Origin of the sequence: uncultured Xylophilus sp. (assembly GCA_913776965.1) — a bacterium.
Lineage (GTDB): Bacteria > Pseudomonadota > Gammaproteobacteria > Burkholderiales > Burkholderiaceae_C > Xylophilus.
The window spans coordinates 39091-54640 of record CAJYQL010000055.1; the positions used below are offsets into that span (position 1 = coordinate 39091).

16 protein-coding genes are annotated in these 15550 nt (G+C 69.7%); 6 read left to right on the forward strand and 10 right to left on the reverse strand.

Going from position 1 to position 15550, the window contains the following annotated elements:
• Positions 1–286: 286 nt before the first annotated feature.
• A complete protein-coding gene (locus QZ500_RS07855; RefSeq protein ID WP_295853347.1) occupies positions 287–439 on the forward strand; it encodes a hypothetical protein in 153 nt (50 codons plus the stop codon).
• A gap of 134 nt (positions 440–573) precedes the next feature.
• Here QZ500_RS07855 and QZ500_RS07860 read toward each other — a convergent pair whose 3' ends face one another.
• The 9 genes from QZ500_RS07860 to QZ500_RS07900 form a co-directional block, all read right to left on the reverse strand.
• Positions 574–750 (reverse strand): hypothetical protein, encoded by a 177-nt coding sequence (locus tag QZ500_RS07860; protein ID WP_295853350.1) that lies wholly within the window; start codon positions 748–750, stop codon positions 574–576.
• A gap of 87 nt (positions 751–837) precedes the next feature.
• Positions 838–2535 (reverse strand): MFS transporter, encoded by a 1698-nt coding sequence (locus tag QZ500_RS07865; RefSeq protein WP_295853353.1) that lies wholly within the window; start codon positions 2533–2535, stop codon positions 838–840.
• A 208-nt stretch (positions 2536–2743) separates the two neighbouring features.
• The gene (locus QZ500_RS07870) at positions 2744–3385 is read right to left on the reverse strand and encodes a DsbA family protein (RefSeq protein ID WP_295853356.1); all 642 of its coding nucleotides are present in this window, start codon (positions 3383–3385) and stop codon (positions 2744–2746) included.
• Positions 3386–3432: 47 nt separating this feature from the next.
• Positions 3433–3663: a DUF1289 domain-containing protein gene (locus QZ500_RS07875; RefSeq protein ID WP_295853360.1), complete on the reverse strand. Its 231-nt coding sequence runs from the start codon at positions 3661–3663 to the stop codon at positions 3433–3435.
• 205 nt (positions 3664–3868) lie between these two features.
• The gene (locus QZ500_RS07880; RefSeq protein WP_295853363.1) at positions 3869–4228 is read right to left on the reverse strand and encodes a hypothetical protein; all 360 of its coding nucleotides are present in this window, start codon (positions 4226–4228) and stop codon (positions 3869–3871) included.
• A 138-nt stretch (positions 4229–4366) separates the two neighbouring features.
• Positions 4367–5419, reverse strand: coding sequence for an alpha/beta hydrolase (locus QZ500_RS07885; protein ID WP_295853365.1), 1053 nt, complete (start codon positions 5417–5419; stop codon positions 4367–4369).
• Positions 5420–5573: 154 nt separating this feature from the next.
• On the reverse strand, positions 5574–6482 hold the full coding sequence (locus tag QZ500_RS07890) for a hydroxymethylglutaryl-CoA lyase (RefSeq protein ID WP_295853367.1): 909 nt from the start codon (positions 6480–6482) through the stop codon (positions 5574–5576).
• Positions 6483–6588: 106 nt separating this feature from the next.
• Complete coding sequence (locus QZ500_RS07895) at positions 6589–7509, reverse strand: glyoxylate/hydroxypyruvate reductase A (protein WP_295853369.1); 921 nt, start codon at positions 7507–7509, stop codon at positions 6589–6591.
• A gap of 9 nt (positions 7510–7518) precedes the next feature.
• Positions 7519–8457: a LysR substrate-binding domain-containing protein gene (locus tag QZ500_RS07900; protein ID WP_295853372.1), complete on the reverse strand. Its 939-nt coding sequence runs from the start codon at positions 8455–8457 to the stop codon at positions 7519–7521.
• A 136-nt stretch (positions 8458–8593) separates the two neighbouring features.
• On the opposite strand from QZ500_RS07900, the gene QZ500_RS07905 reads away from it, so the two are divergent.
• Genes QZ500_RS07905 through QZ500_RS07925 form a run of 5 tightly spaced genes read left to right on the forward strand, consistent with a single transcriptional unit; the run spans position 8594 to position 13488 of the window.
• Positions 8594–9742: a CoA transferase gene (locus QZ500_RS07905; RefSeq protein WP_295853375.1), complete on the forward strand. Its 1149-nt coding sequence runs from the start codon at positions 8594–8596 to the stop codon at positions 9740–9742.
• Positions 9743–9789: 47 nt separating this feature from the next.
• Entirely contained in the window at positions 9790–10701 is a 912-nt protein-coding gene (locus QZ500_RS07910; protein ID WP_295853379.1) for a dioxygenase, read from the forward strand.
• Positions 10702–10712: 11 nt separating this feature from the next.
• Positions 10713–11519 (forward strand): citryl-CoA lyase, encoded by an 807-nt coding sequence (locus tag QZ500_RS07915; protein ID WP_295853382.1) that lies wholly within the window; start codon positions 10713–10715, stop codon positions 11517–11519.
• A complete protein-coding gene (locus QZ500_RS07920) occupies positions 11516–12463 on the forward strand; it encodes a tripartite tricarboxylate transporter substrate binding protein (protein WP_295853385.1) in 948 nt (315 codons plus the stop codon). The genes QZ500_RS07915 and QZ500_RS07920 overlap by 4 nt, the downstream gene beginning before the upstream one ends.
• A 56-nt stretch (positions 12464–12519) precedes the next feature.
• Positions 12520–13488, forward strand: coding sequence for a tripartite tricarboxylate transporter substrate binding protein (locus QZ500_RS07925; RefSeq protein WP_295853387.1), 969 nt, complete (start codon positions 12520–12522; stop codon positions 13486–13488).
• 7 nt (positions 13489–13495) lie between these two features.
• Here the strand turns inward: QZ500_RS07925 and QZ500_RS07930 are convergent, their stop codons facing one another.
• Entirely contained in the window at positions 13496–15496 is a 2001-nt protein-coding gene (locus QZ500_RS07930) for an acetyl/propionyl/methylcrotonyl-CoA carboxylase subunit alpha (protein ID WP_295853389.1), read from the reverse strand.
• Positions 15497–15550 lie beyond the last annotated feature (54 nt).

Consider the following 15550-nt stretch of genomic DNA (forward strand, 5'->3'; position numbering starts at 1 on the left):
CTCGGTGACACCTTGTGCGGTGCAGCGCTTCGGCCTGCCGCTCCGCCTACCGGCCGTGGTGCGGGCTTCCTGACGCCTGCACGGCCCGCCATCGCCAGACCGTCATAAATGCCCGCCAGGGTCATGAATGGAGGTCGACGGACGAACCTAAAGGAAATATCGGCTGCCGGCCTGCTGTGCTGCGGGCGGCCGTGGCCTGGATGCTGGTGGGCAGAACGCCCGCTTCGCCGGTCTCGCAAGTATCGGCCTGAACATCCTCACCGGTGCACCTCTGTGCATCGCAGCGATGCCGAACGCCCGCAGCCTGCGCGACGCGCTCGAAGGTCTGCGGCGCTTCGACCTGAGCGGGCTGGGACTCGGCTACGGCGCGGACGACCGGAGCGGCCTCGACTTCGCAGATCTGGCGGTCATCGGCAGCGACGGCAGGTTCCGGCGCTGACCGAGGCTGTCGATTCGATCCGATTCCGGCCTTTTGCGCCGATGGGGCCTGCGTAGCTAGCTATTGAAAATATAGCGCTGGGCGCGACCCTGTCGCGGCCGGTGCGTCCCGCGTGTCGGCCGCACGGCCGAGGCTCAGCGCGCCGCGCCGCCCGCCGGTGCGGTTGCAGGCGTAGGCGTGGCCGCCGCCGGCGCATGCTGCACGTCGCCGCTGTGCTGCTCGCCGCCCATGTCGATCTTGTCGCCGCCCTTGATGATGACGAACAGGGACACGGCGGCGAAAAGGGCGAAGCCGATGGCGATCTTCCACATGGCGATTTCCTTGGATGAGAGAGAGCTGCAGGGAGCAAAGCAAAAGGGCGCGGCGCCCGCAGGACGCCGCGCCCGGACGGGCGACGCTCAGTCGTTGGCGTAGATGTCCACGTCCTTAGTTTCGCGGATGAACAGCGTGCCGATCACCAGCGTGACCGCCGCGATCACGATCGGGTACCACAGGCCGTTGTACATGTTGCCGGTCGAGGCCACGATCGCGAACGAGGTGGTGGGCAGCAGGCCGCCGAACCAGCCGTTGCCGATGTGGTACGGCAGGCTCATCGAGGTGTAGCGGATGCGGGTCGGGAACATCTCCACCAGCATGGCCGCGATCGGGCCGTAGACCATCGTCACCAGCAGCACCAGGTAGAACAGGATGGCGATCATCAGCCCCTTGTTCATCTTGGCCGGATCGGCCTTGGCCGGGTAGCCGGCGCCCTTCAGGTCGTCGCCGACCTCCTTCTTGAAGGCGGCGATGCTCTTGACCGAGGCTTCGTCGAACTTCAGGTTGACCACGTTGCCGGTGGGCGCGGTGATGGTCTTGGTGCCGATCTTGACCACGGCGGGCGAGCCGGCCGGGCCGGCGATGTTCTCGTAGCTCACCGAGTTCTGCACTAGGTAGCGCTTGGCGATGTCGCAGGAGCTCTTGAAGTCGATCTCGCGGGCGACCGGGTTGCCCTGGAACGAGCAGGTGGCCGGGTCCGCGGTGACGGTGACGGCGGCGTTGGTCTGGGCGGCGGCCAGGTCCGGGTTGGCGGCGCCGGTCAGGGCCTTGAACACCGGGAAGTAGGTCAGCACCGCCAGCAGGCAGCCGGCCATGATGATCGGCTTGCGGCCGATCTTGTCCGACAGCACGCCGAACACCACGAAGAACGGGGTACCGAGCAGCAGCGCGGCGGCGATCAGCAGGTTGGCGGTGGTGGCATCGACCTTCAGCTGCTGCGTCAGGAAGAAGAGCGCGTAGAACTGGCCGGTGTACCAGACCACGGCCTGGCCGGCGGTCAGGCCGACGAGCGCCAGGATCACGATCTTCAGGTTCTTCCATTCGCCGAAGGATTCCTTCAGCGGTGCCTTGGAGGTCTTGCCCTCGGCCTTCATCTTCTGGAAGGCGGGCGATTCCGACAGCGTCAGGCGGATCCACACCGAGATGCCGAGCAGCAGGATCGACACCAGGAACGGGACACGCCAGCCCCAGTCGCCGAAGGCCTGCTCGCCCAGGATGGTCCGGGTGCCGAGGATCACCAGCAGCGACAGGAACAGGCCGAGCGTCGCGGTGGTCTGGATCCACGAGGTGTAGGCACCGCGCTTGCCGTGCGGCGCATGTTCGGCGACGTAGGTGGCGGCACCGCCGTACTCGCCGCCGAGCGCCAGGCCCTGCAGCATGCGCAGCGCGATCAGGATGACCGGCGCGGCCACGCCGATGGTGGCGTAGTTGGGCAGGATGCCGACGATGAAGGTCGCCAGGCCCATGATCAGGATCGTGACCAGGAAGGTGTACTTGCGGCCGATCATGTCGCCGAGCCGGCCGAACACGATCGCGCCGAAGGGCCGCACCAGGAAGCCGGCGGCGAAGGCCAGCAGCGCGAAGATGAAGGCCGCGCCCGCATCCAGGCCGCTGAAGAACTGCTTGGCGATGATCGCCGCGAGCGAGCCGTAGAGGTAGAAGTCGTACCACTCGAACACGGTGCCGAGGGACGAGGCGAAGATGACCTTCTTCTCCTCGGTGGACATGGGGCGGGGCGTGGCGGCCGGAAGGGGCCTCCCGCCATGCAGGGTGCTGGACATGCGCTTGTCTCCTGTAGGGTGTGCGGCCGCCCTCGTGGCGGTCCGTGCCCCGATTCTTGGAGGCCGTACTGACCCTGCTCTGACGCGAATCCAACAGCAGCTTGCGCCGCGCTGACGGGTGTCTGACAAACCCGGGGCTAACCCGCAAACCCGCTTCCGCGATGCGGAAAACCAGCGCTGCGGCGGACCGCGCGGGCGCGGGAACCTGTCAGCGGGACGACAGTCCGCTCGGCACGTCGGCCGCCCGCGCCCAGGCGCCACCGTCGAACCAGAAGTCGCCCGCCAGGCAGGCACGCAGCATCGGCAGGCTGTCGAGGCCCCAGAACACGCGGTCGCCGACGACGAAGGCCGGCACGCCGAACACGCCCTGCGCCGCCGCAGCATCGGTGTTGGCGCGCAGCAGCGCCTTCACCTCGGCGCCCGCCGGGTCGTGGCGCAGGGTCGGCACCTGCGCACGCAGGGCGTCGAGCCGTGCCGGATCGTTGGCATCGGCACCGCCGCGCCAGACGTGGTCGAGCAGCAGGCCGGCGACGTGCCGGTTGATGCTGCCGTCTTCCGAGGTGGCGAGCGCCAGCCGCAGCAAAGGCAGCGGACTGAACGGATGCGCGGCCGGCATGTCGAGCGGAATGCCGAGCGTGTGGCCGAGCCAGGCGGCATGGCGGTAGGTCCAGGCGCGCTTCGGCGCGATGCCGGCGTTGCCGGGGTTGCCGTGCTGCTGCAGCAGGGCGCCGAGCAGCACCGGCCGGTAGTCGATCGCGTAGCTGGTGCCTTCGAGTTCCACGGGCAGGCGGTGGAAGGCGAGCTGGGCATAGGGGGAGACGAAGTCGAGGTAGCAGGTGACAGTGTGCATGGGCATGTCTCGTGGTTGTTGGAAATCCGTGGAGCTTCTCACCGCCGTCAGAAGGCTGCCGCGCGCTGCAGCAGCCGTTGCCAGACGATCCGCTTCTCCGCATCGGTGGCACGCGACCAGTCGCGGATCTCGTCCAGGGTGCGGAAGCAGCCGACGCACAGGCTGCGGTCGTCGCTCAGGCGGCAGATCGACAGGCAGGGCGACGGCACGCCGGTGGCGGCGGCAGCCGCCTCGGCGGCGCGGTGCTGAAGCGCGGCAAGATGCTCGGAAGAATGCATGAAGGCGGGCGGAATCCGCATGTTCGTGAACGGGGCGAGGGCCGCCGTGGGTGGCCGGCAGAGCCTGCGGTCGAGCATAGCGCTCGCTGCCCTGCCCTGCCCCGCCCTGCCCTGCCCTGCCCTATCGTGCCGGGCGCTGCTGGCTGTTCGACCGCACGCAAAAAGGCCCGCCGAAGCGGGCCCGTGTGCAGCCGAGAAATGGGCCTTACTTGGCGGTGCCGGCCGGGCCGTTGGTGCCCGGTGCGCCGCTGGTGTTGACGCCGGAGCCGCTGCTGACGCCGCCGGTTTCGGGATTGTTGGCAGTGCCGCTGCGCTTGTTCATCGTGCCGGTGCTGCGGGGAGCCGTGCCCATACCGCCCGGCTTGGCCGATTCGGCGCCCATCGAGCCGGTGCCACGGGCGGCACCTGCGGGGGCCATCTTGTCGTCGGCGGTGCGGCCGGTCTGGTTGCCCTGGGAGCCGGTCATGCCGGTGCCCATGGTGGACTGGGCGGCCACCGGCATGGCGAATGCGAGGGCGGTGGCAGCGGTGGCGAGGCCGGCGGCGATACGGTGGGTGGTACGCATGGAAATCTCCTTGTGGTCGGGTGGTGTGCGGCGTTGGTGCCTGCTATCCAAGGTAGGCGGGGTATCGGGGCCGGCCCGTCGTCTTGCCGGCCCGATGGATGTAGGACTGCGCGCGGCAGTCCTGCACCGCGCCGGTCGTCAGGGCGTGCCGAACGCCTGCTTCAAACGCTGGCCGGCGAAGGCCTGCGCATCGCGCGCCTTCTGCACCACGGCAGCCATGCCGAAGAACTCGTGCGTCGCGCCGTCGTAGACCTTGCGTTCGACCGGTACGTTGGCCTTGCGCAGCGCGGCCTCGAGCTGCGCGCCGTCGTCCAGCAGCGGGTCGATCTGCGCATTCACGATCGTGACCGGCGGCAGGCCCATCAGGTTCGCGTTGACCAGCTGCAGGCGCACGTCCTGCAGGTCCGCCGGCGAACGGGTCAGCTGGTCCACGAACCACTTGACCATCGGCCGGTTGAGCGGCTTGGCATCGGCATACGTGTTGTACGACGGGGTTTCCAGGCTGGTCTGGGCGACCGGATAGACCGACAGCACATGCAGCGGCTTCGGCAGGCCGGCATCGCGGGCTGCGATGGCGGTGGCGACCGCCAGGTTGCCGCCCGCGCTTTCGCCTGCCAACGCCAGCTTCGCCGGGTCGCCCTTGATCTTGCCGGCGTTCGCGGCGGTCCAGCGGTAGGCTGCCAGGGCATCGTCCCAGGCGGCCGGGAACTTGGCTTCCGGCGCACGGCGGTAGTCCACCGAGACGACCACGGCGTTCGCCTGCTTCGCCAGCATGCGGGCGCCGCCGTCGTACACCTTGCGGTCGGCGATCACCCAACCGCCGCCGTGGTAGTACACGATGACCGGGAACGGGCCGCGGCCCTTGGGCGTGTAGATGCGTGCCGGGATCTGGCCGGCGGCGCCGGCGACGGTCGTGTCCTTGGCGGTGATGCCGGGCACCAGCAGTTCGGGTTTGGTCGGCTGCGACTGCTGCTTCAGCACCTTGTTCACCGCATCGGCGGGCGTGGGCTGCTTGCGGGCCTCGGCGGGGGTGAGCGTTTCGATCGGCTTCGGTTTCAGGCTGGCGTGGGCGTCCAGCACCATCTGCATGTCGGCATCGGCCGGCGCTGCGGCATGGACCGGCACGAGGGTGGAGAGGGCAGCGAGGGCGGCAGCGGCGCCGATGGTGCGCAGGGACAGGTTCAGTCGCATGAAGGGTCTTTCCGAGTCGGGAGTTGGATGAGGCGGGCCGTATTTGCAGCCACCCGTCCATCACACCTTTACCCAGTCGTCAGATCCGGCGACCACAACCGCATCGCCGCGTCGGCCTGCGCCCCCGGCCGCTGTAGTCGCAGATGCAGCCGCCTCAGCCGGCCCGCTTGTTGCGGATCGCCTTCGACACCCGCGACTGCGGCTCGCGACCCAGCGCCCGGCTGATGAAGACGCCCGCGTCCACCAGCCGGTCGAGGTCGATGCCGGTCTCGATGCCCATGCCGTGGAGCATGAAGACCACGTCTTCCGTCGCGACGTTGCCGGTCGCGCCCTTGGCATACGGGCAGCCGCCGAGGCCCGCGACCGAGGACTGGAAATTCCACACCCCCATCTGCAGCGCCGCGAGCGTGTTGGCCACCGCCTGGCCGTAGGTGTCGTGGAAGTGGCCGGAGATGTGGTCCACGTCGAAATACGGCAGCGTCGCCTCGATCGCGGCCTGTACCGTGCGCGGCGTGCCGACGCCGATCGTATCGGCCACGTCCACCCGCTCGACGCCGATGCCCTGCATCAGCCGGGCCAGGTAGCCGACTTTTTCCGGCGCGACCTCGCCCTCGTACGGGCAGCCGACGGTGCAGCTCATCGCGCCGCGCACCGCGATGCCGGCGGCCTTCGCCGCCGCGACCACCGGCGCGAAGCGCTCGATGCTCTCGGCGATCGAGCAGTTGATGTTCTTCTGGCTGAAAGCCTCGCTCGCGGCGCCGAACACCACGATCTCGTCCGGGCGCCCCGGCAGCGCGGCCTCGTAGCCCTTCAGGTTGGGCGTGAGCACCGAATAGCGCACGCCGGGCTTGCGCGCGATGCCGGCCATCACCTCGGCGGCGTCGGCCATCTGCGGCACCCATTTCGGGCTGACATAGCTGGTGACCTCGATCTCGGTCAGGCCGGCCTCATGCAGCTGCGCGACCAGCGCGATCTTGTCGGCGGCCGACACCGGCTGCTTCTCGTTCTGCAGGCCGTCGCGCGGGGCGACGTCGATGATCTGGACGCGGGTGGGCAGGGGCATGGTGTGTGTCTCCGTGGCGGCCCGGACGGGCGATCGCCGCATTGTCGGCCGGGCGGCGCCGCAATCGCGGCCACGGCGGTTGCAGATGCCGCCAGCGGCCGCAGGGTCAGTAGCCGCGCACCGGGTCCACCACGCCGGCGATCGGCTCGCTGCGCTCCAGCGCCGCGATCTTGCCGGCGATCTGCGCGATGCTCTCGTCGCGCAGCGTGCGCGCCGCGGTGTGCGGCGTGACCACGACCTTCGGATGGGTCCAGAACGGATGGCCGGCCGGCAGCGGTTCGGTGCGGAACACGTCGAGCGCGGCGCCCGCCACGTGGCCCTCGTCCAGCAGCGCGAGCAGGTCCTCCTCGACCAGATGGCCGCCCCGCGCAACGTTCACGACGAAGGCGTCCGGCAGCAGCCGCGACAGCGTGCGGCGGCACAGGATGCCCTCGGTCTCCGGCGTGAGCGGCAGCAGGCAGACCAGTACCCGGCAGCCGGCGAGGAAGGTGTCGAGCTGGTCGTCGCCGGCGAAGCAGTCGATGCCGTCGACCGTCTTGGGCGACCGGCTCCAGCCGCGCACCGGGAATTCGAAGGTCCGCAGCGCGGCGGCGACGCGTTGGCCCAGCACGCCCAGCCCCAGGATGCCGACGGGGTAGTCCGCCCGCGCCCGCGGCCTGCGGTACGACCAGCGGCCGGCGGCGGTCTCGGCCGCATAGCCGTCGAACTCGCGGAAATGCCGGACCACCGCATGGGTGACGAACTCGGCCATCTGCACCGCCATGCCGGAATCGTCGAGCCGGACGACCGGCACGCCCGCGGGCAGCCGCAGCGCCAGCAGCGCATCCACGCCGGCGCCGATGTTGAAGATCGCCCGCAGCGCGGGCTGGGTGTCGAAGAAGGCCTGCGGCGGTGCCCAGACCACCGCATGGTCGGCCGGCGGCGCGCCCGGCGACCAGGCGGTCACGGTGGCCTGCGGCAGGGCGGCCTGCAGGCCGGAAATCCAGGGGTCGGCGCGCTGGCCGGTGAGGCAGACGGTGATGTGCATGGGTCGAGCTTAGCGAACGCCGGAGGCGCGGCCTCGCGGGCCGTGGGCATCGGTCCGCTCCAGCAGGCTGGTGCGGAACGCCATCTTGCGCACGATCGCCGCGAAAGCGCGCGTGGCTGCAGACTCGCGGGCAGCCGGCGCCCACAGCATGCCAGGGGTGCGCACCGGCGTCGGGCTTTCGAGCCTCACCACCGCCAGCCCGGCGTCCGGCTGCACCGCATTGGCTGCCACGATCGCCGCCGCATGTGTCTGCGCCACCAGCCGCATGATCGGTGCCAGTGCATTGATCTCGGCCACCACGCGCGGCGCAGCACCACAGGAGCGGAAGCACTCGTCCAGCATCTGCCGTGTCGCAAAGCTGGAAGGCAGCAACACCATCGGCAGGCGATGCAGCTCGACCATGCGCATCCGGCGCCGGCGCGCCAGAGGATGGTCCTGCGCCACCACCAGCACCATTTCCTCTTGGTAGAGCGGCTCGAACTGCAGTACGCCTGGCACGTCAGGCCGATAGGCGATGCCGAGCTCGAGCATTCCGCGCTGCAACCGATCGGCGATCACGTCGGCCGCCAACTCGTCCACCAGCACCCGTACACCGCCGTAGCGCTGCTGAAACAGCGCAATGCAATCCGGAATGAAGCCGAGGTTGAAGGTCGGCGTCGAGCCGATCCGCAATTCGCCCTCGGCATCCTGCGGGTCGCCGCGCAGCGCGCCCAGGCCGCGGTCGATCTCCTGCAATGCGCGGGTAGCGTGGTGCAGGAACCCCTCCCCCGCCTCCGTCAGCACGACCCGTTTGCCGCTGCGGTCGAATAGCGGTGTGCCGACTTCATCCTCCAGCTGGCGTATCTGGTGCGACAGGGTCGACTGGGTGACGTGCAGCCGCTCGGCCGCCCGCGTGAAGTTCAATGACTCCGCAAGGGCGTTGAAGTAGCGCAGGTGTCGCAATTCCACGCGAACTCCTCATTGACGATTGATCGATGTCATCGATCGTATCGATGAAAAACGATCATTTCCCGAAACACCTCCACCTGCCTAGAGTTCGCAGCCATCCGCCGTCGGATCGGCCTATTTCCCAGGAGACAGAGCAGTGCACAAGGTCCTCAGCGGCATCACGGTGCTGGAGCAGGGTACGTTCATCACCGGACCGGCGGCAGGCATGTTCCTGGCTGACCTGGGCGCCGAGGTGATCAAGATCGAGCAGCCCGGCAGCGGCGACCCATTCCGCTCGTTCCGCGGCGGGCTCTACAGCCCGCATTTCCAAACCTACAACCGCAACAAGCGCAGCATCACGCTCAACCCCAAGCTGCCCGAGGACGCGGCGGTGTTCGACGAGCTGGTACGGGATGCCGACGTCTACATCCAGAATTTCCGGCCCGGCGCCGCCGAGCGGCTCGGCGCGGGCGCGGAGCGGTTGCGCGGTCTCAACCCGCGATTGGTGTATTGCGCGATCAGCGGCTTCGGACCGACCGGCCCGGCGGCCGGCCGTCCCGCCTACGACACGGTCGCACAGGCGGCCAGCGGCTTCCTGCGGCTGCTCGTCAATCCAACCGACCCGCGGGTGGTCGGGCCGGCGCTGGCCGACGCCCTCACCGGCTTCTACGCCGCCTACGGCGTGATGGGTGCGCTGGTGGAGCGCGGCCGCACCGGCCAGGGCAGGACGGTCGAGGTATCGATGCTCGAGGCGATGTGCCACTTCAACCTCGACGCCTTCACGCACTATTTTTCCGAAAACGAGGTCATGGGACCGTTCAGCCGGCCGAGCGTGTCGCAGTCCTACGTGCTCGCCTGCGCAGACAACCGCTGGATCGCATTGCACATGTCCTCGCCCGAGAAATTCTGGCAAGGCCTGGCCAACGCGATCGAGCAGCCGATGCTGTTCCAGGACCCGCGTTTTGCCACCCGGGAGGGCAGGATCGCCCACCAGGAAGACCTGATCGCGCTGCTCGGCGGGCTGTTCCGGCAGCGCAGCCGCGCCGACTGGTGTGCACGGCTGGAGGCGGAGGACGTGCCGCATGCACCGATGTACGACACCCGCGAGGCGGTCGAGGACCCGCAGGCTCGCCATCTGCAGCTCGCGGTGAGCGCAGCGCATCCGCACGGCGGCGAGTGGCGCACGATCCGCTCGCCGGTGAGCTTCGACGGCGAACGCGCACTGGAGGTCACCGCCCCGCCCGTGCTGGGTGCTGACAACGATCACATCGTCGAGCCGCTGCGCCGTCGGTTTCGCGCTGCCTAGAAGCAGCGACGGTCCTCACCGCTTCCCACCAGAACAGGAGACATGCCATGACCCCGTCCAACGAGAATGAATTGACGCAGGCCGCGCTGCAGCGGCTCGAGGGCGCCACCAATCCGCGCTTCGCGCAGATCATGCAGTCGCTCATTACCCACCTGCACGCCTTCGCGCGCGAGGTCGACCTGACGCCCGATGAATGGATGCGCGGCATCGACTTCCTGACCGCCACCGGCCGGGCGTGCACCGGCCAGCGCCAGGAATTCATCCTGCTGTCAGATACGCTGGGCCTGTCGATGATGGTGGTGATGCTGGAGCAGGCACGTGCCGCCCGTGCCGCGGCGTCCGCGGGCCGCGACGCCGGTGCCCTGGGCGCCACGCCCGCCACCGATGCCACCGTACAGGGCCCGTACTACTGGAGCGGTGCGCCGGATGTCGCCTGCGGCACCGACATCGCCGACGGCGTGCCGGGCGAGCCCGCGTTCTACAGCGGCAGGGTTACCGACACGCGGGGCCAACCGATCGCAGGCGCGTTGCTCGACGTCTGGTCGGGGGATGGCGAGGGTGTGTACGACATGCAGGTCGAGGGCGCAGGCATGGCCGCACGTGCACGTCTTCGCACCGATGCCGAAGGCCGCTACTGGTTCTGGTCGATCCGGCCGGCCCACTACCCGGTGCCGGTCGACGGACCGGTCGGCGCGATGCTCGGCGGCATGGGTCGCCATCCGAACCGGCCAGGCCATATCCACATGACGGTTTCGGCGCCCGGCCATGTGCCGGTCACCACCCACCTGTTCGTCGCCGGCAGCCCCTACATCGATTCCGACGCGGTGTTCGGCGTACGACCGAGCCTGGTGGTCGATTTCGAACCGCATCCGCCCGGCCCTGCGCCGGACGGCCGCGTGCAGGACCGGCCCTTCTGGTCCGCGCACTACGACTTCCGCCTTCAACCCACCGCCGTCTGAGCGCACGCACCATGAAAATCGGCAAATCCACCGTTCCCCGTACCGCGATCTGCACCTCCGACGAGCACACCATCGTCGTGCGTGGCCAGGACCTCTGCCAGGACCTGATCGGCCATCTGTCGTTCGCGGACTACTTTTTTCTGCTGCTCACCGGCCGGCGGCCCGACGCAGCCTGCAGCGCGGTGCTGAACGCCACGCTGGTGGCGATCGCCGAGCACGGCTTCGTGCCGAGCGTGCAGGCGGCCCGCATGACCTTCGCCGCGGCGCCCGACGCGCTGCAGGGTGCAGTGGCCGCGGGCATCCTCGGATGCGGTTCGGTGATCCTGGGCGCCTCCGAGACCGCCGGTCGCATGTTCGTGGACGTGGCCGCCCGGGCCGATGCCGGCACGTCCCTGGACGAGGCCGCAACCGCGGTGCTGCATGAGTGGAAGGCAGCGGGCCGCGCCATCCCCGGCTACGGGCATCCGCTGCACAAGGTACGCGACCCGCGGGTGGACCGGTTGATCGCCGTCGCCACCGACGCCGGCGCCGACCTGCGCTACGTGGACATCGCGCAGGCGATCGAGCGCGCGATCCCCTCTATCACCGGAAAGGACCTGCGACTCAACGTGTCCGCGGCGATTCCCGCAGTGCTGCTCGGCGTGGGCTTTCCGGTCGCATCGCTGCGCGGCGTGCCGATCCTGGCGCGCACCGCCGGGCTGATCGCCCACCTCGCCGAGGAGTTGACGCAGCCCAGCGGCTTCGCCCTGTCGTACCAGGCCACCCGCGAACTCGCATACGACGGCGACGCGCCCGATGGCTTCGGAGGTGTCCGGTGAAGCGCCGCACCCTGCTCGCCGGGGCCCTTTCGGCGGCCGGCACCGCGGTTGCGCAGGCACCGTCGCGGCCGGTCCGGCTGGTCGTGCCTTTCGGCGCGGGCACCTCGACCGACATCGTCGGGCGGCTGCTGGCCGATGCGCTTGCGCGGCCGCTGGGCCAGCCGGTCGTGGTGGAGAACAAGCCCGGTGCCGGCGGCGCGATCGGAAGCGAACAGGTGGCGCGGGCCGCCGCCGACGGCCAGACATTGCTGCTCGGCACCGTGGGCACCCATGCGATCAATCCGGGCCTCTACCGGCGACTGCCGTACCGCCCGCTGCAGGATTTCGTGCCGCTCGGTTTCGTGGGCGCCACGCCGACGTTGCTGGCGGTGCCGGCGGCCTCGGCATGGAAAAGCCTGGACGACCTGCGCCGCGCGGACGACACCGCTGCGAGCTTCGCCTCGGCCGGCAACGGCACTTCGGGCCATCTGGCGGGCGAACTGCTCAACGTGCGACTCGGCAAGCGCTTCGTGCACGTCCCCTACCGGGATGGCGCCCAGGCCCTCAACGAACTGGTGGCAGGCAACGTGCAGTTCATGTTCTACCACCCGGCCGCAGTGCTGCCGCAGGTGCGTGCCGGCAGGCTGCGGGTGCTGGGCGTCTCCAGCGCCCGGCGCAGCGCTGCGGCACCCGATGTGCGCACGCTGGTCGAGCAGGGCGTGCCCGACTTCGACCTGGTCGCCTGGTTCATGCTGTACGCACCCGCCGCCGTGCCGGCAATGGTCCTCGACCGCTTGCGGGACGCCACCCGCCAGGTGCTGGCACAGCCCGAGGTGCGCGACAAACTCACCCAGCAGGGCCTGGAACTCGCGGCGATGGACGATGCCGCGATGCGCGCGTTCGCCACTGCCGAGATCGCCCGCTGGGGCGAGGCGGTACAGCGCGCCGGCGCGCAGGTCGACTGAGCCCGCCCTTTTCCCCAGAAGACCTCCCACGATTCCATAACGAGCAGGAGACAGACATGCGTTCGCGATTCTTTCCGTGGTTGACAGCCCTCTGCCTGGGACTCGCCGGTGGCGCAGCGGTGGCGCAGGAAGCGCATTGGCCGAACAAACCGATCCGGGTCGTCGTCGGCTTCGCGCCGGGCACGCCGCCGGACATCTTCGCCCGACTCTATGGCGACTACGTCGGCAAGCAGCTCGGCGTGCCGCTGGTGATCGACAACCGGCCGGGCACTGCCGGCAATCTAGCGGCCGACACCGTCGCGAAATCGCGCGGCGATGGCTACACCCTGCTCTACAACCTGTCCACCGGCTTCACGATCAACCCCTACATCTATGGCAAGCTGCCGTACGACCCGCAAAAGGACTTCGTGCCGGTGGCGACCACGATGCGCCAGGGCCTGGTGCTGATCGCACCGACGAAGTCGCCGTTCAAGTCGGCGCGCGATCTGGTGGCCGCCGCCAAGGCCCGACCCAACACCCTGTCGCACGCCTCCTACGGCGCCGGCAGCCCGTCGCACCTGATCGTCGAGTGGCTGAAGGACGAGACCGGCACCGAGATGCTGCATGTGCCCTATCGGGCCAGCCCCGTCGCAGATCTGGTCGGCGGCCAGGTCGACACCCTGATGGAGCCGATCTCCACCGGCTATCCGCTGATCGCCGGCGGGCGCGCCCAGGCGCTTGCCTATTCCGGCGACACCCGCCATCCGGCGATGCCCGACGTGCCTACCTTCGCCGAATTGGTGCCGGGGCTGAGCATGACGTCCTGGCACGGCATCTGGGCGCCGGCATCGACGCCGCCGGCAGTGGTGGCCCGTCTCAACGCACTGATGGTCCAGGCCAGCAAGGACCCCGAACTGCAGAAGCGTATCCGTGAACTCAACAGCGAGCCGCTCGGCCTGTCGCAGGCCGAGATGACGGCGATGATCCGGCGCGACGCCGAGATCTACAGCCGCATCGTCAAGGCCAAGAACATCCGCGTCGATTGACCCGCGGTCAGGCGGCGTCCAGCCGCAGCAGCTCCGCGCCCTCCCCCACCTGGTCGCCCGGCGCATACAGCAGCTCGGCCACCGTGCCGTCGGCCGGGGCGGCGATGGTGTGTTCCATCTTCATCGCCTCCATCACTGCCAGCGCCTGGCCCTTGGTCACCGTATCGCCCGCCTGGACCGCGAACGACACCACCTTGCCGGGCATCGGCGCGGTCAGGCGACCGCCTTCGGCCTGGGTGTCGCCGGCATGGGCCAGCCGGTCGATTGCTACGATTTGTGTAGCGCCTTGCGCAGTGTGGACGTGCGCTACCGGCCCTTTTGCATACAAACGGACAGTGCTGCGGCGGTTGCAGAAGCGCAGGTCCAGCGCGCCGTCGGGCTGCGCGGTCCAGGCGAGCGGTGCCTCCTCGCCGGCGATGGCGAGTACCCGCGTGCCGTCGCGTTCGCGGCGCAGCAGTGCCTCGGCCGGCTGGCCGCGGAATTCGAAGTCGAAGCGCCGCTCCATCGGCCCGTGCGAGCGCCAGCCGTCGCGCTGTCCGAACGGGTCGCCCGGCCGCTCGGCGGCGGTCTCGGCCTGCAGCGCGTGGGCGACCGCCGCCGCCGCGGCGAACGGCAGGCCGAGCGGCTCCTGGTCGAACAACACCGCACGCTCGCGCTCGATCAGCGCGGTGTCGAGCCGGGCCTCGGCGAAGGACGGGCTCGCCACCACCCGGCGCAGGAACTGCACGTTGGTCTGCAGGCCGACGATGTGCGTCTCGGCCAGCGCGGCGTCGAGCCGGGCCAGCGCCTCCTCGCGCGTCGCGCCGTGCACGATCAGCTTGGCGACCATCGAGTCGTAGAACGGCGAGATCGTGTCGCCCTCGCGCACCCCGTCGTCGATCCGCACAGCGCCGCGCGCGAAGGCTTCGGCCGCGGGCTTGCGGTACACGTCGAGCGTGCCGGTGGTCGGCAGGAACTGGTTGTCCGGGTTCTCGGCGCAGATGCGGGCCTCGATCGCGTGGCCGTGGATGCGCAGTTCGTCCTGGCGCAGCGGCAGCGGCTCGCCGGCGGCGACGCGCAGCTGCCACTCGACCAGGTCGAGGCCGGTGATCGCCTCGGTCACCGGATGCTCGACCTGCAGCCGGGTGTTCATCTCCATGAAAAAGAAATCCATGCGGCCGTCGTCGCGCTGCTCGACGATGAACTCGACCGTGCCGGCGCCCACGTAGCCGACCGCCTGCGCGGCCGACACCGCCGCAGCGCCCATGGCGCTGCGCATCGCCTCGGTCATGCCGGGCGCGGGCGCCTCCTCCAGCACCTTCTGGTGGCGGCGCTGCACCGAGCAGTCGCGCTCGAACAAATAGACCACCGTGCCCAGCGTGTCGCCGAACACCTGGATCTCGATGTGCCGCGGGCGCTGCACGTACTTCTCGACCAGCACCGCGTCGTCGCCGAAGCTGTTGGTCGCCTCGCGCCGGCAGGAGGCGAGCGCGTCGGCGAAGTCCTCGCGGCGGGCCACCGCGCGCATGCCCTTGCCGCCGCCGCCGGCGCTGGCCTTGATCAGCACCGGGTAGCCGATGCGGTCGGCTTCGCGCTGCAGCAGCGCCGGATCCTGGTCGGCGCCGTGGTAGCCGGGCACCAGCGGCACGCCGGCCTTTTCCATCAGCTGCTTGGACTCGGCCTTCAGGCCCATCGCGCGGATCGCCGAGGCCGGCGGGCCGATGAAGACGAGGCCGGCGTCGGCACACGCCTGCGCGAAGTCCTCGTTCTCGCTCAGGAAACCGTAGCCGGGATGCACCGCCTGGGCGCCGGTGGCGCGGGCGGCGTCGAGGATGCGCTGCCACTGCAGGTAGCTGTCCTTCGGCGCGCTGCCGCCGACGTGCACCGCCTCGTCGCAGGCGGCGACGTGCTTGGCGTCGGCATCGGCGTCCGAATACACCGCGACGGTGCGGATGCCCATGCGGCGGGCGGTCGCGGCGACGCGGCAGGCGATTTCGCCGCGGTTGGCGATCAGGATCTTGCGGAACATGGGGGTGTCTCCAGGAGCAGTCGGGTGGTCGGCGGGGCGGTGCAAGGCGTGTGC